Here is a 22,304-nt window from a genome sequence, read left to right as displayed (position 1 = left end):
CTAAAAAGGATGCTTGGCCAGTCGCCTTGCCCAGAAACCCGCACAGCAACGCGCCAGGATTATGAGACTGATACCCGCTCCACTGCTGCTCTGCCTTGCTCTGCTGCCGGCCTTTGCCCCGGCTGCGGAAAAAACCGTCTATGGCCTGAACGAGTACGCCCGCCTGGGCGACCTGGACCTTGAAGTGGCGGCCAAGCTCGACACCGGCGCCAAGACCGCCTCGCTCAGTGCCCGCGACATCAAGCGCTTCAAGCGCAACGGCGAAAGCTGGGTGCGCTTCTATCTGGCCATCGACGCCGCACACAAGCACCCCATCGAACGCCCCTTGGCCCGTGTCAGCAAGATCAAACGCCGCGCCGGGGACTACGACGCCGAATCGGGCAAGGCCTACACTGCCCGCCCGGTCATCGAACTCGACATCTGCATGGGCCAGACCCGCCGCACCATCGAGGTCAACCTCACCGACCGCAGCGCGTTCCAGTTCCCGCTGCTGATCGGCTCCGAGGCCCTCAAGCACATGGATGCGCTGGTCGACCCAAGCCTAAAATACGCGGCCGGCAAACCTGCCTGCGCCACCGAAGCTCCCAAAGCAGAGTAATCCCGATGCGCTCTCTTACCCTCCACCTGAAAGTCCTGATCACCGTACTGGTGCTGCTGGGCGTTGCCATTACGGCCTATCAGATCTTTGCTCTGGGCATCCCGGTGACCGAAGACGAAACCGACGACCTGTGGAACATCGACGCCAAGGTCGAGTTCGTCGCCAGTTCCAAGGACCCGGTCAAGGTGCAGATGTTCGTGCCGCCGTTGAACCGCGACTACGTCAGCCTCAACGAGAGCTTCATCTCCAACAACTATGGTGTCAGCATCAACCGCGCCGATGGCAACCGCAAGGTCACCTGGTCGGCACGTCGCGCCAGCGGCAACCAGACGCTGTACTACCGCCTGGTGCTGACCAAACGCTACAGCACCGAAAAAACCAAGATCAAAGGCCCGACCTTCCGCGACAGCCAGGCCGTCGAGGGCCCCGAGAAGATCGCCGCCGAAGCACTGATGGCGCCTATCCGCCAGCATTCGGCCGACGTCGAGACTTTTGTCGGCGAGACCATCAAGCGCGTCAACAACCTCAACGACGACAACGTCAAGCTGCTGCTGGCCGGTGACACTTCGTCGATGAAAAAAGCCCAGGTCATCGACCTGCTGCTGTCGATTGCCCACGTGCCGCTGGAAAAGGTCCACACCATTCGCCTGGTCGCCGACACCCCGCAAACCCCTGAGCTGTGGCTGCGCAGCTTCAATGGCAACGACTGGCTGTACTTCAACCCGGACACCGGCGAGCAGGGCCTGCCAAACGACCGCCTGCTGTGGTGGACCGGCGATGACAACCTGATCAGCGTCGATGGCGGCAAGAAAGCCAGCGTGACCTTCAGCATGAACAACAGCGAGATGAACGCCATCCGCCTGGCCAAGCTGACCGACGAGAACACTGACGCGGACTTTCTGGAATACTCGCTGTACGGCCTGCCGTTGCAGACCCAGCAGACCTTCATGATCATGGTGATGATCCCGATCGGCGTACTGGTGATCCTGGTGCTGCGCAACCTGATCGGCATCCAGACCCTGGGCACCTTCACGCCGGTGCTGATCGCCCTGGCCTTCCGTGAAACCCAGCTGGGCTTCGGCATCGTGCTGTTCACGGTGATTACCGCGCTGGGGCTGTCGCTACGCTCCTACCTTGAACACCTGAAGTTGCAGATGCTGCCGCGCCTGTCGGTGGTGCTGACCTTCGTGGTGGTGCTGATTGCCGCCATCAGCCTGTTCAGCCACAAGCTGGGCCTGGAGCGCGGGCTGTCGGTTGCACTGTTCCCGATGGTGATTCTGACCATGACCATCGAACGCCTGTCGATCACCTGGGAAGAACGTGGTGGTGGCCATGCCATGAAAGTGGCCATCGGCACCCTGTTCGCCGCATCCCTGGCGCACCTGCTGATGACCGTGCCAGAGGCTGTGTACTTCGTGTTCACCTTCCCGGCTGTGCTGCTGATCCTGGTGGGCTTCATGCTGGCGATGGGCCGCTACCGTGGCTACCGCCTGACCGAGCTCGTGCGCTTCAAGGCATTCCTGAAGAAGGCTGACGCCTGATGTTCGGACTGATCAAGACGTGGAAGGCCCTGGAAGCCCGGGGCATCATGGGCATCAACCGGCGCAACGCGGACTACGTCCTCAAGTACAACAAGCGCAACCTGTACCCGATCGTCGACGACAAGATCATCACCAAGGAGCGCGCGCTGGCGGCCGGCATTCATGTGCCGGAAATGTACGGCGTGATCGAGACCGAAAAGCAGATCGACAAGCTCGACGAGATCATTGGTGGGCGCAGCGACTTCGTCATCAAGCCGGCCCAGGGCGCCGGCGGTGACGGCATCCTGGTGATCGCCGACCGTTTCGAGGACCGCTACCGCACGGTGTCGGGCAAGATCATCAGCCACGAGGAAATCGAGCACCAGATTTCCAGCATCCTCACCGGCCTGTATTCACTTGGTGGGCACCGCGACCGCGCGCTGATCGAGTACCGCGTCACGCCCGACCAGATCTTCAAGAGCATCAGCTATGAAGGCGTGCCGGACATCCGCATCATCGTGCTGATGGGTTACCCGGTGATGGCCATGTTGCGCCTGCCGACCCGCCAATCCGGCGGCAAAGCCAACCTGCACCAGGGCGCCATCGGCGTGGGTGTGGACCTTGCCACTGGCGTGACCTTGCGCGGCACCTGGCTGAACAAGATCATCAGCAAGCACCCAGACACCACTAACGCGGTGGACGGCGTGCAGTTGCCGAACTGGGACGGCTTCATGAAGCTTGCCGCCAACTGCTACGAGCTGTGCGGCCTGGGCTACATCGGTGTGGATATGGTGCTGGACCAGGACAAGGGGCCGCTGATCCTTGAACTGAACGCCCGCCCCGGCCTGAACATCCAGATCGCCAACGACTGCGGCCTGACCCAACGCACCCACGCTATCGAGGCGCATATCGAAATGCTGGCCAAGGAAGGGCGCAGCGAAGATGCCGAGCAGCGGGTCAAGGTGGCTCAGGGCCTGTTCGGCCACGTCGTGCCGCACTGATAGCCGGTTACGCTCTCTCTGTAGGAGCGGCCTCGTGTCGCGAAAGGGCCGCTATGCGGCCCCGGCGATACCCGCTAGAGGCAAAAATCCAAGGGGGCGCTTCGCACTCCATTCGCGGCACAAGGCCGCTCCTACACGCTCAGCGTGATCGCTGGCATGCAAATGTCGCCCCAGCGCTAGGCGCATTTCCTACACAGGTCTACAATCGCGCTCCTTGCTTTTTCATCGCCGTCCATTCTGATGCCGACCTGTACGCTCCATCCCCTGCCCTACCAAGCCGACCCCGCCCACTACTTCGCACGCCTGCGCAGTGAACCGGGGGCGATCCTGCTCGACAGCGCCCGCCCCGGCGCCGAGCGCGGTCGTTTCGACCTGCTCAGCGCCTGGCCCCTGCAACAGTTGCAGGCACAAACGGGCGAAGCTGGCCGCGACTACCTGCAGCGCCTGCGCCAGGCGCTGACTGCATTGGGCGAGGCGCAGTTGCCGGATGCAATCGAGCTGCCATTCGCCGGCGGCCTGATCGGGTACTTGAGCTACGACTTCGGCCGCCGCCTGGAGCAATTACCAGCGCTGGCCACGGACGACCTAGGCTTGCCCGATGCGCAGCTTGGCCTGTACGCCTGGGCGCTGGTGTCGGACCACCAGCTACAGACCAGCCAGCTGGTATTCCACCCAGCGCTCAGCGAAGCCGAACGCCTGCGCCTGATCACGCTTTTCAGCGCCGAACACCTGCCCGAACGCACGGCATTCAGCCTGCTGGCGCCGATGGCGGGCGACCTGACTGCCGAGCAGTACCGTACGGCATTCGACCAGGTGCAGCACTACATCCAGGCCGGCGATTGCTACCAGATCAACCTCACACAACGCTTTCGCGCGCCCTGCCAGGGTGACCCCTGGCATGCCTATCAGGCCCTGCGTGCTGCCTGCCCCACACCCTTCTCGGGTTATCAGCAGCTGGGTGATGGCGCTGCAATACTGAGCTTTTCACCTGAACGTTTCGTGCGCGTCAGCCAGGGCGAGGTAGAAACCCGGCCAATCAAGGGCACCCGCCCACGCGCCCAAGACCCGGACGAGGACGCCCGCAACGCGGCTCAGTTGCTGGCCAGCCCCAAGGACCGCTCGGAAAACCTGATGATCGTCGACTTGTTGCGCAACGATATCGGCCGCACCTGCCAGATCGGTTCGGTCAAGGTGCCGGAGCTGTTCAGCCTGGAAAGCTACCCCAACGTCCACCACCTGGTCAGCAGCATCACCGGCCGCCTGGCGCCGGGCAAGGACGCACTGACACTGATCGGCGACAGCTTCCCCGGTGGCTCGATCACCGGCGCGCCGAAGATCCGCGCCATGCAGATCATCGACGAACTCGAGCCAACCCGCCGCGCCCTGTACTGCGGCTCGTTGCTGTATGTGGATGTGCGCGGCGAAATGGACAGCTCCATTGCCATCCGCAGCCTGCTGATCAAAGAGGGGCACGTCAGTTGCTGGGGCGGCGGCGCGGTGGTGGCTGATTCCAGCTGGCAGGCCGAGTACGAAGAGTCGATTGCCAAGGTGCGGGTACTGATGGAGACGCTGCAGGGCTTGTAAGCGCCTGCGCAGCTGCCCGTGGGCCCGCCATTTTTTGTTACCATCTGCGCACTACGAGCGCACAGCGCCACTCACCCGATGGAAACCGCCTGATGAGCCAACCCTTCGACGTCGCCGCCCTGGCCGCGACCTATGCCAGCAAATCCCCGCAGGAGATCCTCAAGCTCGCCTTCGAGCATTTCGGTGACGACCTGTGGATTTCCTTCAGCGGCGCCGAGGATGTGGTGCTGGTGGACATGGCCTGGAAACTCAACAAACAGGTCAAGGTGTTCAGCCTCGACACCGGGCGCCTGCACCCGGAAACCTACCGTTTCATTGACCAGGTGCGCGAGCAGTACAACCTGCCTATCGAGCTGCTCAGCCCAGACCGCGACAAACTCGACCCGTTCGTCAAGGAAAAGGGCCTGTTCAGCTTCTACAAGGACGGCCACGGCGAGTGCTGCGGCATTCGCAAGATCGAACCGTTGCGCCGCAAGCTCGCGACCGTCAGCGCCTGGGCCACTGGCCAGCGCCGCGACCAGAGCCCCGGCACCCGCAGCCAGGTAGCGGCACTGGAAATCGACACTGCGTTTTCCTCCCCAGAGCACACCCTGTACAAGTTCAACCCGCTGGCGCAGATGAGCAGTGAGGAAGTCTGGGGTTACATCCGCATGCTTGAGCTGCCATTCAATGCGCTGCACGAGCGGGGCTTCATCAGCATCGGCTGCGAGCCCTGCACGCGCCCGGTATTACCGCGCCAGCATGAGCGTGAAGGGCGTTGGTGGTGGGAAGAAGCGACGCAGAAAGAATGCGGGCTGCATGCCGGCAATTTGATCAGCAAAGCGTAAAGAAAGCGGGGCCGCTTTGCGGCCCTTGGCGGCACAAGGCCGCTCCTGTACAGCGCGCGCTGGATCAGTGCACGGGCAGTTCGACGCCTTCGAACAGCTCTTCAAGCTCTTGTTTGTTGTGGCACTGGATGGCCTTGGCCATCACTTCACGGGTCAGGTGCGGGGCGAATTTCTCGATGAAATCGCACATGAAACCACGCAGGAAAGTGCCGCGACGGAAGCCGATCTTGGTGATGCTGGCCTCGAACAGCTCACTGGCATCCAGGCACACCAGGTCGCTGTCCAGCTTGGGATCGACCGCCATCTTGGCCACGATGCCCACACCCAGGCCCAACCGCACGTAAGTCTTGATCACGTCGGCATCGGCTGCGGTGAACACCACCTTGGGGGTCAGGCCGCGGTGGTTGAAAGCCTCGTCGAGCTTGGAGCGTCCGGTGAAGCCGAATACATAGGTAACAATCGGGTATTCGGCGACCGCTTCCAGGGTGAGCTTGGGCAGCTTGGTCAGCGGGTGGCCTTGCGGCACCACCACGCAACGGTTCCACTTGTAGCACGGCATCATGATCAGGTCGCCGAACAGCTCCAGCGCCTCGGTGGCGATGGCAAAATCGACAGTGCCGTCAGCCGCCATTTCGGCGATCTGCATGGGCGAACCCTGGTGCATGTGCAGGGACACATCCGGGTACTGCTTGATGAAGTTGCTGATCACCGGCGGCAGCGCATAACGTGCCTGGGTGTGAGTGGTGGCAATGGACAGCGTGCCCTTTTTCTCGTTGGAGAATTCCTGGGCGATCTGCTTGATGCTCTCGACCTTGCGCAGGATTTCGCCAGCGGTCGTGATAATGCGCTCACCCGCCGGGGTGACACGGGTCAGGTGCTTACCGCTACGGGCAAAAACCTCGACGCCCAGCTCGTCTTCGAGCAGGCGGATCTGCTTGCTGATGCCAGGCTGGGAGGTATAAAGGCTTTGCGCCGTCGCCGAAACGTTGAGGTCATGGTGCGCCACTTCCCAGATGTAGCGCAGTTGTTGAAGCTTCATAGATATCCCTCAAAGACGGTGAGTCACCGGCAGCTGGCCGCGACGAGTTATAACTATATTAGTGGCTCCGGCAATAAATCTAGAACTATTTTGTTACGACTGCGCTCGGCGCCCTACCGGCTTTGTCACAGTTTCCTACGCCCAAGGTGCTGCGCCAGAGGCACCATGTATACCGGCACCGGCGACAGTTGCAGCAACCTCACGGCTGTCCTGCCAATCGGCACATCCACCCCAGCCCCTGCGGCGTGGCTGCCAAAAATCAACAGGTCGACTTGCAGCCGCTGCGCCTGATCAAGGATGACTTGGGCCGGGTCGCCCTGGCGCACGCGCACCGCACGAATCAGGGCAAGGTCGGCCACCTCGCCGAGTTCATCGCGGAAGTTTTCCAGGACACGCTGCTCGATATTGGCCATGACCGTGTTCACCCCCTCACTATGCAGGGCGTCGAGGGTCTGCTCGTCAAGGTAGCTTTGCAGCAGGGACTCGGCGAACTGGCCCATGGGTTCGACGGCGTGGATCACATACAGCTCTGCACTGAAGGTCCGCGCCAGGGCAAGCGCGTGCTGCAAGACAAAAGGCGCGTACACACCGAGGTCGGTTGCGTACAGCATGGAACGGATCATTCGACCTCCTCGACTGCCGTTTCGGCAGAGCAAGGTTCAGCTTAGCAGCGCCTTTGGCCATCGCTCGGCCGTCCGGCGCTGCCGTTCTCAGTTGGGCTGGCTGCGCCGGTCCATGAAAGCCAGCGACTGATACAACGCCTGCATGCGTGGCAGTTGGCAGCCGGCAGCAGCGGCCCGTTTGAGGGGCTCGGCGTAGATGGCTTGCAACTCCAGTGGGCGCTGCTGGGCGTGGTCGTGGTACATGCTCGGCCAATAATCGGGCATCTGCTCGGTGACACGGAGCAGGTGCGCGGCGTAGCCGTCGGGCAGCACCTGGCCACAGGCCTTGGCGCCCTCGACCACTTCAGCCATCAGCGCCTCAATTAGGGCGCGGCTGTCGGGGTCGACCATCAACGGCGTCGTACTGGCTTGGAGCAGCACCGAAAGGCCGTTGTAGGGCACATTCCACACAAGCTTCTGCCAACGCGCCTGGTCGAGGTTGGCCATGGCCTGAGAATCAATGCCCGCAGCACGGAACAACCCGGCACCTTCCTCGACCACCTGCTCGGCATCGGCGCCGCCCGGGCCGCTGTGGTAGCCCAGGTTGACCGCCCCGAGTGCCTGGTGACGAATGTCCCCTGGCCCCTGGCGGTTGACGCAAATGAAGCACAAACCGCCGAGCAGATGCAGGTCGGCACGCAATGCCGGGCGCAATTGCTCCTCGACCCCCAGGCCGTTCTGCAGCAGCACTACCTTGGCATCGGGGGCCGCCGCTTGCACGATAAGCGGTGCCAACTGTTCATTGCTGGTGGCTTTGGCGCCCACCAGCAACCAGTCGCAGGGCGGCATGTCGGCGGCGTTGGCATAGGCGTTGACTGGCATGTGCACCTGGCCGTGCACGGCGCTGTCGAGCCTGATGCCATGCTCGCGCACGGCCTGGTACTCACTGCGTAGCAAGAAGTGCACGTCGAAGCCGGCGCGGGCCAGCATCAGCCCGTAGAAACCACCAATGGCACCTGTGCCAATGATGCCAATGCGAGTGCTGCGAGGGTCCATGTTTTTCTCCTGCGTCATTCGTCCGTTTTTCTACACCTAAATCAGCCGGTTTTCGAGCCCTCACTATACTGGCCATTAACAATGGTCAAATAATCGACACGGAGTCGCGCATGCCCCGATACCTGGCCCACCCTGACGACATTCCGGTCGAACTCACCTTTCGTCATTCCTCCAGCCTGTACCGCCGCCATTTGCATACCCAGGGGCTCGGTGGCATCGCCTGCCTGCAAGCACGCGCCTACCGCCGCGGCACGGCGGTCGAGGTGCTGATTCCGTCGCTAGGGGTGGACGCCCGCTACCCCGGCTACGTTGCCTGGTGCCAGCGCCTGGACGTGGGGTACCGGGTGGGCGTGGCGTTCACTGACAGCGAGACACTGTTTGGTGCACGCATGGGCGAGCAGGTCTGCCAAATTCACCATTACTGCCAGTTGCACGCCAGCGGCCAGCTTGGCGACAGCGCCACGCAACAGCTCGCGGCGCAGTGGGTCACCCTCAATGCCGAGGCATTTTCCGAGGCCAGCCTGCGCGCCGGACCCGTCTGAAACCCTAATTGTCGGCAAAAACCCCATGCCGACGGGACGCCGCCCATTGTCGCACTCCCGCTAACGCGCTAAGGTTCGGCCTCCCCGCTGCGAACAATCTGCTGCTGGGCCGCACGGGGATCGCTGGCGGCCGGCACCCGTGACCTGACGAGTAACACGATGGCTGATTTACAGATCGATGACCTTAACGTTGCCTCCAACGAGACTTTGATCACCCCCGATCAGCTCAAGAAGGAAATCCCCCTCAGCACCAAGGCCCTGCAAAGCGTGACTGCTGGCCGCGAAGTGGTGCGCAATATCCTCGACGGCAAGGACCATCGCCTGTTCGTGGTGGTAGGCCCCTGCTCCATTCATGACATCAAGGCCGCCCACGAGTACGCCGACCGCCTGAAAGTCCTGGCCGAGGAAGTTTCCGACACCCTGTACCTGGTCATGCGCGTGTACTTCGAAAAGCCGCGCACCACCGTAGGCTGGAAGGGCCTGATCAACGACCCGTACCTGGATGACTCGTTCAAGATCCAGGATGGCCTGCACATCGGTCGCCAACTGCTGCTGGACCTTGCCGAAAAAGGCCTGGCCACCGCCACCGAAGCACTCGACCCGATCTCCCCGCAGTACCTGCAGGACCTGATCAGCTGGTCGGCCATCGGCGCACGCACCACCGAATCGCAAACCCACCGCGAAATGGCGTCTGGCCTGTCCTCGGCGGTCGGTTTCAAGAACGGCACCGACGGCGGCCTGACCGTTGCCATCAACGCCTTGCAGTCGGTGTCCAAGCCGCACCGCTTCCTTGGCATCAACCAGGAAGGCGGCGTGTCGATCGTGACCACCAAGGGCAACGCCTACGGGCACGTGGTATTGCGCGGTGGCAACGGCAAACCCAACTATGATTCGGTCAGCGTCGCGCTCTGCGAACAGGACCTGGCCAAGGCCAAGATCAAGCCGAACATCATGGTCGACTGCAGCCACGCGAACTCCAACAAGGACCCGGCGCTGCAACCGCTGGTGATGGAGAACGTCGCCAACCAGATCCTCGAAGGCAACCAGTCGATCATCGGCCTGATGGTAGAAAGCCACCTGAACTGGGGCTGCCAGGCGATCCCGAAAAACCTCGACGAGCTGCAGTACGGCGTTTCGGTTACCGATGCCTGCATCGATTGGGCTGCCACCGAGAAAGCCCTGCGCAGCATGCGCGCCAAGCTCAAGGACGTACTGCCTAACCGCCAGCGCGGCTGAGGCTATACGCAGACACGAAAACGCCGGGCAAATGCCCGGCGTTTTCGTGTCTGCAATGCCTTCAGGCTTTGCTTGAGTGGCGCTGCTGGCGCTCCATGTAGCGCTCAACGTAGGAGCACGATGGGATCACCGTGTAGCCCATCTGCTCGGCGTACTCGAGGGCCTTTTCGGTCAGTGCGGCGGCTATCCCGCGCCCACGCAGGGCGTTCGGCACGAAGGTGCGGTAGATGTCCAGCGTCTGCTTGCCCAGGTCCATGTACGTCAGGTAGGCCCGGTGACCGTCCACATTGGTCTCGAACTGATGACCGGCCTGGTCATGGTGGATGGTCAGCGTTTCGCTCATCACTACTCCTCGCAGGTCTTCGTGGCAGACCCTTGCCTTACCGATGTGGTTTTTATCCGGCGCTAGAGCCTCTACGCCACCCTCTGGCCGTTGGACAACCCCGCCTTGTGCATCGTTCTGCCCAGAAGCACCTACAAATAGTAGGCGGCGGGAGCGGGATTGCTCAAGCAACGTCGATGAAAATGCAATGACAGGGCTTTCACAAAGAGGCTTCAGGTGTACTACAGTAGCCGGATAGTCTAAGGGCTATGACGCACAGAGACAGTTTAAGTCACCTTAAGTTCACGAAAAAAGTTCCATTGCTACAATCGCTTGCAGCGTTCGTACAGGTGGCGGCGAGATTGCCTGCAACACCCGCCGGTGGCAGGCTGCAGCCGCATTTTTTTTGCAGTTCTTGCGCTCTGTCAGTTTACTTACTACAAGTAATGGGTACTATGTACGCCGGCCAGTTTCTCTTTTCCGAGAGATGGCTCTTTAATAGAAAGTCCTTGAAGGGGAACACGATGAACAACGTTCTGAAATTCTCTGCTCTGGCTCTGGCCGCAGTTCTGGCTACCGGTTGCAGCAGCGTCTCCAAAGAAACCGAAGCTCGCCTGACCGCTACCGAAGACGCAGCAGCTCGCGCCCAAGCTCGTGCAGACGAAGCTTACCGCAAAGCTGACGACGCTCTGGCAGCTGCTCAGAAGGCTCAGCAAACTGCTGACGAAGCCAATGAGCGCGCTCTGCGTATGCTGGACAAAGCCAGCCGCAAGTAATAATCCTTACGGATTGTTAAGAAGCCGACCCACTTGTGGGTCGGCTTTTTTATTGCCCGTCGTAACCGCCAACGAAAAGGGCCTGCACTATGGCAGGCCCCGGCGCAGCGTAAAGCGGCTTACTGCAATTCGGCGGGAATGCTCGATACCACCGGCGCAGCACCGTTGCCATTGACCGGCACCGCGATTTCAACTGGCATGCCATCTTCGGCCGCCACCACATCGCGAACCATGTCCCAGTTCATGCGCAAGTTGTTGGCCAGGTCTTCACGTTTGAGCAACGCGTTGATGACCGCAGTGTGCTTGTCAACTACCGACGGATTGCCTTGGTCATCCAGCGGCGTGTGGGCTTCGAGATAGACCTTGCCAGCGCTGACACCAAACTTGTAAGGCTCGCTGATAATACGAACGGGCGTACCCACTGGCACCATCTTCGACAGCGTCAGCACATTGTTGTTGAGCATGCGGAAACAGCCATGGCTGGTACGCATGCCAATGCCGAACTTCTTGTTCGAACCATGGATCAAGTAACCCGGTACGCCCAGGGTGAACTTGAACGGCCCCAGCGGGTTGTCCGGGCCGGCTGGCACCACAGCAGGCAGGATGTCGCCATCGGCGGCATGCTCGGCGCGAATCGAGGCAGGCGGCGTCCAGGTAGGGTTCGGGGTCTTGGCAGTGATCTTGGTATTGGCAATTGGCGAGCCCCAGCCTTCACGGCCAATACCCAACGGGAAGGTGTGCACCACGTTCTGCCCTTTCGGGTAGTAATAGAGGCGGTACTCGGCCAGGTTGATGACAATGCCTTCACGCGGGCCTGGCGGCAGAATATAACGGGTTGGTAGCACGATTTCAGTGCCAGCGCCCGGCAACCAAGGGTCGACACCGGGGTTGGCGGCGATCATTTCCAGGTAGCCCAAATCGTTGGCGGTGCCAATGTCGGCGAAGGTGTCTTCGTACTTGGCCTTGATCACCTGCACCTGGCCGACCACGTCTTCACCGGGTGGCGGCAACGGCAGTTCCAGCGCGACAGCAGGGCCGGCCGCCAGCAAGGCGGCCAGGGAGAGGCGACGGGTGACGGCAGGAAAGCGCGGCAACATCCGGTAAATCCTTTGAAAGATCAGTCAAGACAGCGATTGTACACCCGGCCCTGAACAAGCGGGAGGCGTCGGCGGCGTGCATGCGTTTCAGATGATGAAAGGCGCCGAGAGTTCCGGCCACACCGGGCGCATGCCACGGCGCTGGGCGTCGAGAATGGCCTTGCACAGCGGGCACAGGCGCTCGTCTCGGTAGATGGCGCGCTCCACTGCCGACCAGCGCGGTTGCGCTGGCAGCAGCCCTCCGCACAGGGTGCGGTCGACCGGCACACCGAGTTCCAGCTGGCGGGCAGCCAAATGCACGCGCACTTCCTGGCAGGCGAACAGGTCAAGTTGTTCGTCAGGCTCGATCAGTTGATAGGCGTACAGGGACCAGGCGGGGCGGGGCATCGGGGGCACTCGAATCGGGGGGCGCAACATTAGCCGAAAGCGGCCCCCGATAAAAGCGTCACAGCAGTGGTTTTATCGTCGGCCAGGCATTTTCCAGCAAGCGCTGCTGGGCAGCCGCTGCCGGATGCAGGCCGTCGGCTTGCATCAGTTCGGGAACACCGCCTACGCCCTCCAGAAAGAACGGCACCAGTGCGACGTTTTTCTGGCTGGCCAACTGCTCATAGACTTGGGCAAACGCCGTGGTGTAACGCTGGCCGTAGTTGGGCGGCAGGCGCATGCCCAGCAACACCACCTTGGCCCCCGCTGCGCGAGAACGGTCGATCATCGAAGCAAGATTTTGTTGCAATTGCTGTGGCGGCTGCCCGCGCAGCCCATCGTTGCCACCCAGCTCGACCACCACCAGCGCCGGCTTGTGTGCTGCAAGCAGCGCCGGCAGGCGCGCCTGGCCTCCTGCGCTGGTGTCGCCGCTGATCGAGGCATTGACCACCTGGTCATCAAAACCCTCGTCCTTCAGCCGCTGCTGCAACAAGGTAACCCACCCCTGGCGGGTATCCAGGCCAAAACCTGCGCTGATACTATCGCCGACAACCAGTACGGTTCCCGCCGTAGCCGCCTGGGCCATGCAACACAAGGCCAGGCCGGCACTCAACCACCACATTCGCATTGGATTCTCCATGGGCCCAAGCATTCTCGTTGCGCAGAACCTTAGCAAAGTGGTCCCCAGCGCGGAAGGTGACCTGACCATCCTCCATGCCCTGAGCCTGGACCTTGCCCAAGGCGACAGCCTGGCCATCGTCGGCGCCTCGGGGTCGGGCAAGTCCACCCTGCTGGGCCTGCTGGCCGGCCTGGACCGCCCAAGTGCCGGCAAGGTGATACTGGCCGGCCAGGACCTCGGCCCCCTCGATGAAGACCAGCGCGCCCGGGTGCGCGCCGAGCACGTGGGCTTTGTATTCCAGTCGTTCCAGTTGCTCGACAGCCTCAACGCCCTTGAAAACGTCATGCTGCCGCTGGAGCTGGACGGCCGCCGCGATGCCCGTGAGCACGCGCGCAGCTTGCTTGAGCGCGTAGGCCTGGGCCAACGCCTGACCCACACCCCGCGCCAGCTATCAGGCGGCGAGCAGCAACGGGTGGCGATTGCCCGCGCCTTTGCCGCGCAACCTGCCGTCTTGTTCGCCGACGAACCTACCGGCAACCTCGACAGCCATACCGGCGAGCGCATCAGCGACCTGTTGTTCGAGCTGAACCAGGAGCGCGGCACCACGCTGGTGCTGGTCACCCACGATGAACGCCTGGCGCGGCGCTGCCACCGCCAGATCCGCCTGGATGCCGGCCGCCTGGTGGCGCCCCTGGAGCCTTGATGACCCGCTTGTCTTTCCTGCGCCTGTGGGGCCTGGCCCTGCGCCAGCTGTTACGCGATATCCGCGCCAGCGAAGTGCGCGTGTTGTTCTTTGCCTTGCTGGTGGCGGTGGCGGCCAGCACGGCCATCGGCTACTTCGGCGCCCGCCTGAACGGCGCCATGCAACTGCGCGCCAGCGAATTTCTAGGCGCCGACCTGGTGCTGCAAGGCAGCGCGCCGGCCAGCGAACAGCAAATCGCCAGCGGCGCCGCGCTGAACCTGCGCCATGCCCAGGTAGTGGAGTTCACCAGCGTGGTCGGCGGCGACAACGGCATCCAACTGTCGAGCATCAAAGCCGCAGGCCCGGCCTACCCGCTGCGCGGCGAGTTGCGCAGCGCCCCTGCCCCGTTTGCCAACGAAACCCCAGGCGGCGGGCCGGCACCTGGCGAGGTGTGGGTTGAACCGCGCCTGCTGGTGGCGCTGGGCCTGTCGATTGGCGACAGCATCGATGTCGGCATGAAGAGCCTGCGCATGAGCCGCGTGCTCACCTACGAGCCGGACCGTGCCAACAACTTCTATAGTCTGACCCCGCGGGTGCTGATGAACCTGGCCGACCTTGAAGCCACCGGGGTGATTCAGCCCGGCAGCCGGGTCAGCTACCGCGACCTGTGGCGCGGCGAGCCGCAGGCACTGGCCGAGTACCGCCTCAAGGCAGAACCGTCGCTGGCCGCCAACCAACGCCTGCTCGACACCCGCGATGGCAACCGCCAGATCGGCGGCGCACTGGGCAAGGCCGAACGCTACCTGAACATGGCGAGCCTGGTGGCCGTGCTGCTGGCTGGGGTCGCCGTGGCGCTTTCGGCCAGCCGTTATGCCGCCCGGCGCCTGGATGCCAGTGCGCTGCTGCGCTGCCTTGGGTTGTCGCGGCACCAGGCACTGGGCCTGTACTGCCTGCAACTGGCGATGCTGGGTGCAGTCGCAGCCCTGGGCGGTGCGATGCTTGGCTGGCTGGCGCAACTGGGCCTGTTCCGCCTGCTCGAAGGCCTGCTGCCGAGCCAGGTGCCGCCAGGCGGCATTACCCCGGCGCTGGCCGGCATCGGCACCGGTTTGGTGGCCCTGGCCGGCTTCGCCTTGCCGCCGCTGGCAGCCCTTGGCCGCGTACCACCGCTGCGTGTGCTGCGCCGCGACTTGCTGCCCATCCCTGCGAGCAGTTGGTTGGTGTATGGCGCCGCACTGTTTGCCCTGGGCCTGATCATGTGGCGCCTGAGCCTGGACCTTTTGCTCACCTTCGCCCTGCTGGGTGGCGGCCTGATCGCTGCGCTCGTGCTCGGCGGCCTGCTGCTGCTCGGCTTGCGTAGCCTGCGCCAATTGCTGGCCGGTGCCCCGCTGGCGTGGCGCCTGGGGCTTGGCCAGTTGCTGCGCCACCCGCTGGCCGCTGCCGGCCAGGCGCTGGCCTTTGGCCTGATTCTGCTGGCCATGGGCCTGGTTGCCCTGCTGCGTGCGGAGCTGCTGGACAACTGGCAGGCGCAGTTGCCGAAGGACGCACCTAACCACTTCGCCCTGAACATCCTGCCCGACGATCGCCAGCCGTTCGCCGAGCACCTGGCCCGGATCAACGCCACGTCGGCGCCGCTGTACCCGGTGATACCGGGGCGGCTCACGCATATCAACGACGAGCCAGTGCGGCAGCTTGTAAGCAAGGAATCCACCGGCGAGCGCGCCGTGCAGCGTGACCTCAGCCTGACCTGGGCCGCTGACTTGCCACCGGGCAACGCGCTCACCGCAGGCACCTGGTGGCAACAGGCGCCAGCCAATGACACCATCCCCGGCGTTTCGGTGGAGGCAGAACTGGCCCTGAGCCTGAAACTGCAACTGGGCGATCTGCTGACCTTCGATATCGCGGGCCAGCAGCGCCAGGCCCGGGTCAGCAGCCTGCGCACGGTGCACTGGGACAGCTTCCAGCCAAACTTCTACATGATCTTCCAGCCGGGCACGCTGCAAGGCCTGCCCACCACCTACCTCACCAGCTTCTACCTGGCATCGGGCCATGACGCCGAAGTGGTGGCACTGTCACGGACCTTCCCGGCAGTGACCATCTTGCAGGTCGATGCCCTGCTCGCGCAGCTGCGCAGCATCCTTGCCCAGGTGACGTTGGCGGTGGAATACGTGTTGCTGTTCGTGCTGGCCGCAGGCCTTGCGGTGCTGTTCGCAGGCTTGCAGGCGACCCTGGACGAGCGCATCCGCCAAGGTGCGCTGCTGCGCGCCCTCGGCGCGGCGCGGCCGCTGCTGGTCAAAGCCAGGCGCATCGAGTTCGGGCTGCTGGGGGCGGTGAGCGGTGTACTGGCGGCGCTTGGCTGCGAGCTGATCACCTGGGCGTTGTACCGCTATGCCTTCGCCTTACAGTGGGCACCGCACCCATGGCTGTTGCTGCTGCCGCTGGCCGGTGCCGTGCTGGTCGGTGGCGCCGGGGTAATTGGTACGCGCCGGGCGCTCAATGCCAGCCCACTGACGGTACTGCGCGAAGGTTGAGACACGCCAACGGCGATATATGAGCAAAGCGGCATGCTAGTCTGCCGCACTTGCCATCATCTGAAACTGTAGGAGTAAAGGTTGGCCACCAACATCATCACCCGAGAGGGCCACACCGCGCTCAAAGCAGAGCTCGACCATCTCTGGCACACCTACCGGCCCGAAATCACGCAGAAGGTCACCTGGGCTGCATCCCTTGGGGACCGCAGTGAGAATGCTGACTACCAGTACAACAAGAAGCTTCTGCGTGAGATCGATCGGCGGATCCGCTACCTGCGCAAACGCCTGGAAGACATCCGTGTCGTCGATTACTCCCCAGAACAGGAAGGACGGGTATTTTTTGGGGCTTGGGTCGAAATCGAGAATGAGGACGAAGAGCGCAAGCGGTTTCGGGTTGTGGGTTATGACGAGATCTACGGGCGCAACGACTACATTTCAATCGACTCACCCATGGCCCGCGCCTTGCTGAAAAAAAACGAGGGTGACGAGGTTGTTGTGCAAACGCCTACGGGCGAAGCGGTTTGGTTTGTGGTGAGCATTGAGTACCCCTCATCGCCCGTCGGCGACACGCAAGCCTAAGCACCCACCTTTCAGCTCCAGCCCTCCAGCCTCATCGTGGCGCGCACCAGCCGCTGTTCTTCCTGCTCGATCTCGCGCAGGTTGTCGCGGATGCTGTTGATATGGTCTTTGGCCGCCCGTTGGGCCTGCTCTGGCAACTGCTCCATGACGGCGTGGTACAGCTTGGCGTGCTGCCGATCAATCTGGCGCTTTTGCGCCGGCCGGCAATACAGGTTGTTGACCGAGGCGAACACTGTACTGAGCGTCAGGTCGCTCAGCGTCTGCAGGGTGTGGACCAGCACCGGGTTGTGTGACGCCTCACTGATGGCCCGGTGGAAGGCATGGTCCAGCCGCGCCTGCTCCCGTGGGTCGTGCTGCTTGCTCAGCTCATGGGCTGCAGCCATTTCCTCGAAGCGGCGCTTGATCAGCAGCCGGTCGATGTCTGTGGCACGCAATGCGGCCAGCCTTGCCGCCTCCCCTTCCAGCAAGGCGCGCACCTCCAGCAGGTCGAACAGGGTGCGGGGTTGCGAACTGAACAGGTGCATCAAAGGCGTATTGCTGTCCCTGCCGCTGAGGTCAGCGACGTAGGAGCCACGGCCGTGCTCCGTTTGCACAATGCCCCTGCCCCGCAAGATCCTCAGCCCTTCGCGCAAGGCAGACCTGGAACAACCGAGCTTGTCGACCAGGCGCCGCTCGGAAGGCAATGCCTGGCCCACCTTGATGACGCCATCGACGATGAGCTTCTCGATACGCTCTGCCACATGGTCTGCAACCTGTGGCCTTGCCTGCTTGACCTGCTGGACGTCATCCACGAACCACCTCCGAACTGGTAGGACCAGCTATTGGCTGGTGAGTGAGAGCCTGCCGATGCTAGCCCACGAGCCTCAGTGTTATCCACCTCGCAAAGCCTTCCTGCAAAGAAAGTGGTAGGACCAGTTTCACAGCCAGTCGACGCAGCGGCCACAAACGCAGCAGGCTCCACTGTGTTCGGTTCAATGAGCCCTGCAAAGCCCCCGCTTTGGCGTCGGGCCTGCGCAGCGCCGTGAAATAACAATAAGAACAGACGGGAGCACCATGAACATTCTCTACGACGAGCGCGTTGACGGCGTGCTACCCAAGGTCGACAGAGGCGAGTTGCTCAAGCAGCTCAGAACCGCCCTGCCCGACCTGGAAATACTGCACACCACCGAGCAACTCAAACCTTACGAATGCGATGGGCTGTCCGCCTACCGCGTGGTGCCGATGCTGGTGCTGCTGCCGGAACATCTGGAGCAGGTGCAGACCATCCTCAAGCTCTGCCACGCGCTGCAAGTGCCTGTTGTCGCCCGTGGCGCAGGCACCGGCCTCTCTGGCGGGGCGCTGCCGCTGGAGCAAGGCATCCTGTTGGTGATGGCGCGCTTCAACCGGATCATCGAGATCAACCCTGAAGGCCGGTTTGCCAGGGTTCAACCCGGGGTCCGCAACCTGGCGATATCCCAGGCGGCCGCCCCCTACCAGCTGTATTACGCCCCCGACCCCTCCTCGCAGATTGCCTGCTCGATCGGCGGCAACGTCGCCGAAAACGCCGGCGGCGTGCACTGCCTGAAATACGGCCTGACCGTGCACAACCTGCTCAAGGTCGAAATTCTGACCGCCGACGGTGAGCATCTGACCCTGGGCAGCGATGCGCTGGACGCCCCAGGCTTTGACTTGCTTGCGCTGTTCACAGGGTCCGAAGGCATGCTTGGGATAGTCACCGAGGTCACCGTGAAACTGCTGCCCAAACCCCAGGCGGCCCGGGTGCTGCTGGCCAGCTTCGATTCCGTCGAGCTGGCTGGCCGCGCGGTCGCGGACATCATTGCCGCAGGCATCATTCCAGGTGGCCTGGAGATGATGGACAACCTGTCGCTTCGAGCCGCCGAAGACTTCATCCACGCAGGCTACCCAACCGATGCTGCGGCCATGTTGCTGTGCGAGCTGGACGGTGTAGAAGCCGACGTTCACGAAGACTGCGAACGGGTCGAGCAGGTGCTCAAGCGTGCCGGCGCCACTCGGGTGCGCCTAGCCCGCGATGAAGCCGAGCGGGTGCGCTTCTGGGCTGGCCGCAAGAATGCGTTCCCTGCGGTCGGCCGTATTTCGCCTGACTACTACTGCATGGACGGCACCATCCCAAGGCGCGAGCTGCCCGCAGTGCTGCGCGGCATCGACGAGCTTTCGACGCAGTTCGGCCTGCGCGTGGCCAACGTGTTCCACGCAGGCGACGGCAACATGCACCCGCTGATCCTCTTCGATGCCAACCAGCCCGGTGAGCTGGAGCGCGCCGAGGCACTGGGCGCGCGGATCCTCGAACTGTGCGTCGCGGTGGGCGGCAGCATCACCGGGGAGCATGGCGTAGGCCGTGAAAAGATCAACCAGATGTGCGCCCAGTTCAGCAGCGATGAAATCACCCTGTTTCATGCAGTGAAGGCGGCCTTTGACCCCGCCGGCCTGCTCAACCCCGGCAAGAACATCCCGACGCTTCACCGTTGCGCCGAGTTTGGTTCGATGCATATCCATCAAGGAAAGCTGCCTTTCCCCGAACTGGAGCGTTTCTGATGGCACCTGATCATGACCACACCGCACACCTGCTGGAGCAGGTCAACCAAGCGCTCAACGAGCGGGGCGCGTTGCGCATCCAGGGCGGTAACAGCAAGGCCGCACTAGGCCGCCAGGTGACCGGCGAGATACTGGATACCCGCCCACACCGCGGCATCGTCAGCTATGACCCGACGGAGCTGGTGCTGACCGCCCGCGCGGGCACACCGCTGGACGAAGTAGAAGCCGCACTTGCAACCCACGGCCAGATGCTGCCCTTCGAGCCGCCCCACTTTGGCCCGTCGGCAACCATTGGCGGGGCGATTGCCTGCGGGCTATCGGGGCCGCGCCGCCCGTGGGCCGGCTCGGCTCGCGACTATGTGCTGGGAACGCGCGTGATCACCGGCCACGGGAAGCTGTTGCGCTTCGGTGGCGAGGTCATGAAGAACGTTGCCGGCTACGATGTTTCCCGCCTGCTGGCAGGTAGCTTCGGCTGCCTGGGCCTGCTCACTGAAGTGTCACTCAAAGTGCTGCCCAAACCGCGCGAATGCGCCAGCCTCAAGCTGCAGATGGACGTCGATCAGGCACTGACACAGCTAATGGCGTGGGGCCAACAACCTATGCCCATCACTGCCGCGTGCCACGACGGCGGCTTCCTCTACTTGCGCCTGGAAGGCGGCAAAGGTTCGGTGCAATCGGCCTGCGACCGCCTGGGCGGTGAAGCGCTGTGCAGCAGTTACTGGGCGCAACTGCGTGAGCATCAGTTGCCCTTCTTCCATTCGGCCACACCACTCTGGCGGCTGTCGGTTCCCAACCACTGCCCAGCGCTGAATATTGCGGGCAAACAGCTGATCGACTGGGGTGGCGCCCAGCGCTGGTTGCTGTCGAGCGCCGCCGACGACCAGGTGCGCGGCATCGTGGCCGCTGCCGGAGGCCACGCGACCCTCTATGGCGAGACCGATACGCCGTTCCACCCACTGCCTGCGGCCCTGCTGCACTACCACCAGCGCTTGAAACAACAGCTCGACCCGCAGCGCATTTTCAACCCTGGCCGAATGTACGCGGAGGTATGAAGCGCCATGCAAACCAACCTGAGCGAACGTGCCAAGCAACTACCACGCGCAGACGAAGCCGAACGTATTCTCAGAAGCTGCGTGCACTGCGGGTTCTGCACGGCAACCTGCCCCACCTATCAATTGCTGGGCGACGAACTCGATGGCCCGCGTGGTCGGATCTATCTCATCAAGCAGGTGCTTGAGGGGCAAGAAGTCACCGCAAAGACCCAGCAACACCTTGATCGCTGCCTTAGTTGCCGCAATTGCGAAACCACCTGCCCCTCCGGCGTGCAGTACCACAACCTGCTGGACATAGGCCGGGCAGTGGTCGAACAGCAGGTGCCGCGCCCGCTTGGCGAGCGTGCATTGCGGCGCAGCTTGCGCATGGTCGTGCCGCGCCCTGTGCTGTTCAAGGCACTGATGACTGCGGGCATGGCACTGCGCCCACTGTTGCCGGAGTCACTGCAGGCAAAACTTCCCCGGCATGCGGTGGCCGCCAAGCCGCGCCCTGCCCGCCAGCACCAACGCCAGGTGCTCATGCTCGAAGGCTGCGTTCAGCCGGCCCTTGCGCCCAACACAAATGCGGCTACGGCTCGTGTGCTGGACAAGCTCGGCATCGGCGTGGTGCCCGCCCCTCAGGCCGGGTGTTGCGGGGCCGTTGACTATCACCTCAACGCTCAGGACAAAGGCCTTGAGCGGGCCCGGCGCAATATCGACGCCTGGTGGCCGGCGATCGAGGCCGGCGCAGAAGCAATCGTGCAGACCGCCAGCGGTTGCGGCGCGTTTGTCCGTGACTATGGCCATCTACTCAAAGACGACCCTGCCTACTGCGAAAAGGCGCAGCGGGTAACCACACTGTCCAAAGACATTGTCGAGGTGCTGAGTGCAGAGCCCATCGAGCAACTGGGCGTTCAGGCAGATCGGCGGCTGGCCTTCCACTGCCCCTGCACGCTGCAGCACGCACTGAAGCTCAATGGTGCCGTGGAGGGCCTGCTCACCCGGTTCGGCTTCAGCCTCACCGCAGTGCCAGACAGCCACCTGTGCTGCGGCTCTGCGGGCACCTATTCCATTACTCAACCAGCACTCTCCCAACGCTTGCGCGACAACAAGCTCAACGCCCTGGAGAGCGGCAACCCCGACGTCATCGTAACCGCCAACATCGGCTGCCAGACCCATCTGGATGGCGCCGGCCGTACGCCGGTCCGGCACTGGATCGAACTGGTTGAAGAGGCACTTTCCTAGGAGATACCCATGCAACAGAAAGCCGTTCTGGAACACACCGATGTCGCGCGCGTACTCGCCGCCGCACGCGAAGAAGCCCACCGCAATGAGTGGAAAGTGACCGTGGCCATCGTCGATGACGGCGGGCACTTGCTGGCACTCGAACGACTGGATGGCTGCGCGCCCGTCGCAGCCTACATCGCCACCGAAAAAGCCCGCTCTTCCGCACTGGGCCGGCGCGACACCAAGGGCTACGAAGAGATGGTCAACGGTGGGCGTTTCGCGTTTGTCAGCGCCCCGCTGCTCACCTCTCTGGACGGAGGGTTGCCGGTGCTGGTACAGGGGCAAGTGGTCGGCGCTGTTGGCGTATCAGGGGTCAAGGCTGAACAGGACGCGCAGGTTGCCGCCGCAGGCATCGCCGCACTCAACGCCTGACGCCGGGCAAGCCCAAAGCATCTGGAGAAC

Annotated in this window: 23 protein-coding genes; 15 read left to right on the top strand and 8 right to left on the bottom strand. The window is 63.0% G+C overall.

All coding sequences use genetic code 11. The features are described 5' to 3' along the window. Positions 1-61: 61 nt before the first annotated feature. The 5 genes from rloA to HU719_RS20700 all read left to right on the top strand — a co-directional run bounded on the left by rloA (position 62) and on the right by HU719_RS20700 (position 5,530). The gene (gene rloA, locus HU719_RS20720; protein WP_186519997.1) at positions 62-598 is read left to right on the top strand and encodes a retropepsin-like aspartic peptidase RloA; all 537 of its coding nucleotides are present in this window, start codon (positions 62-64) and stop codon (positions 596-598) included. A gap of 5 nt (positions 599-603) precedes the next feature. After that, on the top strand, positions 604-2,139 hold the full coding sequence (gene rloB / locus HU719_RS20715) for an osmotic stress tolerance membrane protein RloB (protein WP_186519998.1): 1,536 nt from the start codon (positions 604-606) through the stop codon (positions 2,137-2,139). Continuing rightward, on the top strand, positions 2,139-3,119 hold the full coding sequence (locus HU719_RS20710) for an alpha-L-glutamate ligase-like protein (RefSeq protein WP_186519999.1): 981 nt from the start codon (positions 2,139-2,141) through the stop codon (positions 3,117-3,119). Before rloB ends, HU719_RS20710 begins: the two co-directional genes overlap by 1 nt. Before the next feature lie 240 nt (positions 3,120-3,359). Continuing rightward, the gene (gene pabB, locus HU719_RS20705; protein WP_186536103.1) at positions 3,360-4,703 is read left to right on the top strand and encodes an aminodeoxychorismate synthase component I; all 1,344 of its coding nucleotides are present in this window, start codon (positions 3,360-3,362) and stop codon (positions 4,701-4,703) included. 92 nt (positions 4,704-4,795) lie between these two features. After that, the gene (locus tag HU719_RS20700) at positions 4,796-5,530 is read left to right on the top strand and encodes a phosphoadenylyl-sulfate reductase (protein WP_186536102.1); all 735 of its coding nucleotides are present in this window, start codon (positions 4,796-4,798) and stop codon (positions 5,528-5,530) included. 64 nt (positions 5,531-5,594) lie between these two features. On the opposite strand, the gene cysB is transcribed toward HU719_RS20700, so the two are convergent. The 3 genes from cysB to HU719_RS20685 form a co-directional block, all read right to left on the bottom strand. After that, entirely contained in the window at positions 5,595-6,569 is a 975-nt protein-coding gene (gene cysB, locus HU719_RS20695) for an HTH-type transcriptional regulator CysB (RefSeq protein WP_186520002.1), read from the bottom strand. 125 nt (positions 6,570-6,694) lie between these two features. Then, positions 6,695-7,192: a universal stress protein gene (locus tag HU719_RS20690; RefSeq protein ID WP_186536101.1), complete on the bottom strand. Its 498-nt coding sequence runs from the start codon at positions 7,190-7,192 to the stop codon at positions 6,695-6,697. Between the two features lie 87 nt (positions 7,193-7,279). After that, complete coding sequence (locus tag HU719_RS20685; RefSeq protein WP_186536100.1) at positions 7,280-8,227, bottom strand: putative 2-dehydropantoate 2-reductase; 948 nt, start codon at positions 8,225-8,227, stop codon at positions 7,280-7,282. 110 nt (positions 8,228-8,337) lie between these two features. Between HU719_RS20685 and HU719_RS20680 the strand changes: the two genes are divergently transcribed. Together HU719_RS20680 and HU719_RS20675 are read left to right on the top strand one after the other, a co-directional pair. Then, positions 8,338-8,769: a PilZ domain-containing protein gene (locus HU719_RS20680; RefSeq protein ID WP_186520005.1), complete on the top strand. Its 432-nt coding sequence runs from the start codon at positions 8,338-8,340 to the stop codon at positions 8,767-8,769. Between the two features lie 159 nt (positions 8,770-8,928). Beyond that, positions 8,929-10,005 carry a 3-deoxy-7-phosphoheptulonate synthase gene (locus HU719_RS20675; protein WP_186520006.1) on the top strand — a complete coding sequence of 359 codons (1,077 nt, stop codon included), beginning with the start codon at positions 8,929-8,931 and terminating at the stop codon, positions 10,003-10,005. 61 nt (positions 10,006-10,066) lie between these two features. Here HU719_RS20675 and HU719_RS20670 read toward each other — a convergent pair whose 3' ends face one another. Next, entirely contained in the window at positions 10,067-10,348 is a 282-nt protein-coding gene (locus HU719_RS20670) for a GNAT family N-acetyltransferase (RefSeq protein ID WP_110994199.1), read from the bottom strand. A gap of 503 nt (positions 10,349-10,851) precedes the next feature. Here HU719_RS20670 and oprI point away from each other — a divergent pair. Further along, positions 10,852-11,103, top strand: a complete 252-nt coding sequence (oprI, locus tag HU719_RS20665) for an outer membrane lipoprotei OprI (protein WP_003259780.1) — start codon at positions 10,852-10,854, stop codon at positions 11,101-11,103. A gap of 119 nt (positions 11,104-11,222) precedes the next feature. Here the strand turns inward: oprI and HU719_RS20660 are convergent, their stop codons facing one another. From HU719_RS20660 to HU719_RS20650, 3 genes are all read right to left on the bottom strand, one after another. Next, positions 11,223-12,200 (bottom strand): L,D-transpeptidase family protein, encoded by a 978-nt coding sequence (locus HU719_RS20660; RefSeq protein ID WP_186520007.1) that lies wholly within the window; start codon positions 12,198-12,200, stop codon positions 11,223-11,225. An 87-nt stretch (positions 12,201-12,287) separates the two neighbouring features. Next, positions 12,288-12,587: a hypothetical protein gene (locus HU719_RS20655; protein ID WP_186520008.1), complete on the bottom strand. Its 300-nt coding sequence runs from the start codon at positions 12,585-12,587 to the stop codon at positions 12,288-12,290. A gap of 58 nt (positions 12,588-12,645) precedes the next feature. Continuing rightward, positions 12,646-13,251: an arylesterase gene (locus HU719_RS20650; protein ID WP_186536098.1), complete on the bottom strand. Its 606-nt coding sequence runs from the start codon at positions 13,249-13,251 to the stop codon at positions 12,646-12,648. A 10-nt stretch (positions 13,252-13,261) separates the two neighbouring features. Here HU719_RS20650 and HU719_RS20645 point away from each other — a divergent pair, with 10 nt between their 5' ends. From HU719_RS20645 to greB, 3 genes are all read left to right on the top strand, one after another. Then, on the top strand, positions 13,262-13,945 hold the full coding sequence (locus HU719_RS20645) for an ABC transporter ATP-binding protein (RefSeq protein ID WP_186520010.1): 684 nt from the start codon (positions 13,262-13,264) through the stop codon (positions 13,943-13,945). Next, positions 13,945-16,452 (top strand): ABC transporter permease, encoded by a 2,508-nt coding sequence (locus HU719_RS20640; RefSeq protein ID WP_186536096.1) that lies wholly within the window; start codon positions 13,945-13,947, stop codon positions 16,450-16,452. The genes HU719_RS20645 and HU719_RS20640 overlap by 1 nt, the downstream gene beginning before the upstream one ends. An 81-nt stretch (positions 16,453-16,533) precedes the next feature. Then, a complete protein-coding gene (gene greB, locus HU719_RS20635) occupies positions 16,534-17,031 on the top strand; it encodes a transcription elongation factor GreB (protein WP_186536094.1) in 498 nt (165 codons plus the stop codon). Positions 17,032-17,042: 11 nt separating this feature from the next. On the opposite strand, the gene glcC is transcribed toward greB, so the two are convergent. Further along, complete coding sequence (gene glcC, locus HU719_RS20630; RefSeq protein WP_186536092.1) at positions 17,043-17,822, bottom strand: transcriptional regulator GlcC; 780 nt, start codon at positions 17,820-17,822, stop codon at positions 17,043-17,045. A 262-nt stretch (positions 17,823-18,084) separates the two neighbouring features. On the opposite strand from glcC, the gene glcD reads away from it, so the two are divergent. From glcD to HU719_RS20610, 4 genes are read left to right on the top strand one after another with little or no spacing between them, the layout of a single operon-like run. After that, positions 18,085-19,584 (top strand): glycolate oxidase subunit GlcD, encoded by a 1,500-nt coding sequence (gene glcD, locus HU719_RS20625; RefSeq protein ID WP_186536090.1) that lies wholly within the window; start codon positions 18,085-18,087, stop codon positions 19,582-19,584. Next, positions 19,584-20,636 (top strand): glycolate oxidase subunit GlcE, encoded by a 1,053-nt coding sequence (gene glcE / locus HU719_RS20620; RefSeq protein ID WP_186536088.1) that lies wholly within the window; start codon positions 19,584-19,586, stop codon positions 20,634-20,636. The genes glcD and glcE overlap by 1 nt, the downstream gene beginning before the upstream one ends. A 6-nt stretch (positions 20,637-20,642) precedes the next feature. Next, positions 20,643-21,860, top strand: a complete 1,218-nt coding sequence (gene glcF / locus HU719_RS20615) for a glycolate oxidase subunit GlcF (RefSeq protein ID WP_186536086.1) — start codon at positions 20,643-20,645, stop codon at positions 21,858-21,860. Positions 21,861-21,869: 9 nt separating this feature from the next. After that, a complete protein-coding gene (locus tag HU719_RS20610; RefSeq protein WP_186536084.1) occupies positions 21,870-22,274 on the top strand; it encodes a heme-binding protein in 405 nt (134 codons plus the stop codon). Positions 22,275-22,304: the final 30 nt, after the last annotated feature.

It is taken from the genome of Pseudomonas farsensis, assembly GCF_014268805.2.
Classification (GTDB): Bacteria; Pseudomonadota; Gammaproteobacteria; order Pseudomonadales; family Pseudomonadaceae; genus Aquipseudomonas; species Aquipseudomonas farsensis.
The sequence above is the reverse complement of the archived record's forward strand: the minus strand, read 5'-3'. Positions and strand labels throughout refer to the sequence as shown.

What these genes read in the sequence shown, in the direction of transcription:
- HU719_RS20640 (WP_186536096.1), top strand. Translation starts at nt 13,945, where the DNA reads ATGACCCGCTTGTCTTTCCTGCGCCTGTGGGGCCTGGCCCTGCGCCAG.
- HU719_RS20645 (WP_186520010.1), top strand. Translation starts at nt 13,262, where the DNA reads ATGGGCCCAAGCATTCTCGTTGCGCAGAACCTTAGCAAAGTGGTCCCC.
- HU719_RS20685 (WP_186536100.1), bottom strand. Translation starts at nt 8,227, where the DNA reads ATGGACCCTCGCAGCACTCGCATTGGCATCATTGGCACAGGTGCCATT.
- HU719_RS20700 (WP_186536102.1), top strand. Translation starts at nt 4,796, where the DNA reads ATGAGCCAACCCTTCGACGTCGCCGCCCTGGCCGCGACCTATGCCAGC.
- HU719_RS20680 (WP_186520005.1), top strand. Translation starts at nt 8,338, where the DNA reads ATGCCCCGATACCTGGCCCACCCTGACGACATTCCGGTCGAACTCACC.
- HU719_RS20660 (WP_186520007.1), bottom strand. Translation starts at nt 12,200, where the DNA reads ATGTTGCCGCGCTTTCCTGCCGTCACCCGTCGCCTCTCCCTGGCCGCC.
- rloA (WP_186519997.1), top strand. Translation starts at nt 62, where the DNA reads ATGAGACTGATACCCGCTCCACTGCTGCTCTGCCTTGCTCTGCTGCCG.
- HU719_RS20675 (WP_186520006.1), top strand. Translation starts at nt 8,929, where the DNA reads ATGGCTGATTTACAGATCGATGACCTTAACGTTGCCTCCAACGAGACT.
- HU719_RS20650 (WP_186536098.1), bottom strand. Translation starts at nt 13,251, where the DNA reads ATGCGAATGTGGTGGTTGAGTGCCGGCCTGGCCTTGTGTTGCATGGCC.
- glcD (WP_186536090.1), top strand. Translation starts at nt 18,085, where the DNA reads ATGAACATTCTCTACGACGAGCGCGTTGACGGCGTGCTACCCAAGGTC.
- HU719_RS20710 (WP_186519999.1), top strand. Translation starts at nt 2,139, where the DNA reads ATGTTCGGACTGATCAAGACGTGGAAGGCCCTGGAAGCCCGGGGCATC.
- rloB (WP_186519998.1), top strand. Translation starts at nt 604, where the DNA reads ATGCGCTCTCTTACCCTCCACCTGAAAGTCCTGATCACCGTACTGGTG.
- HU719_RS20655 (WP_186520008.1), bottom strand. Translation starts at nt 12,587, where the DNA reads ATGCCCCGCCCCGCCTGGTCCCTGTACGCCTATCAACTGATCGAGCCT.
- HU719_RS20670 (WP_110994199.1), bottom strand. Translation starts at nt 10,348, where the DNA reads ATGAGCGAAACGCTGACCATCCACCATGACCAGGCCGGTCATCAGTTC.
- pabB (WP_186536103.1), top strand. Translation starts at nt 3,360, where the DNA reads ATGCCGACCTGTACGCTCCATCCCCTGCCCTACCAAGCCGACCCCGCC.
- cysB (WP_186520002.1), bottom strand. Translation starts at nt 6,569, where the DNA reads ATGAAGCTTCAACAACTGCGCTACATCTGGGAAGTGGCGCACCATGAC.
- glcE (WP_186536088.1), top strand. Translation starts at nt 19,584, where the DNA reads ATGGCACCTGATCATGACCACACCGCACACCTGCTGGAGCAGGTCAAC.
- HU719_RS20610 (WP_186536084.1), top strand. Translation starts at nt 21,870, where the DNA reads ATGCAACAGAAAGCCGTTCTGGAACACACCGATGTCGCGCGCGTACTC.
- glcF (WP_186536086.1), top strand. Translation starts at nt 20,643, where the DNA reads ATGCAAACCAACCTGAGCGAACGTGCCAAGCAACTACCACGCGCAGAC.
- oprI (WP_003259780.1), top strand. Translation starts at nt 10,852, where the DNA reads ATGAACAACGTTCTGAAATTCTCTGCTCTGGCTCTGGCCGCAGTTCTG.
- HU719_RS20690 (WP_186536101.1), bottom strand. Translation starts at nt 7,192, where the DNA reads ATGATCCGTTCCATGCTGTACGCAACCGACCTCGGTGTGTACGCGCCT.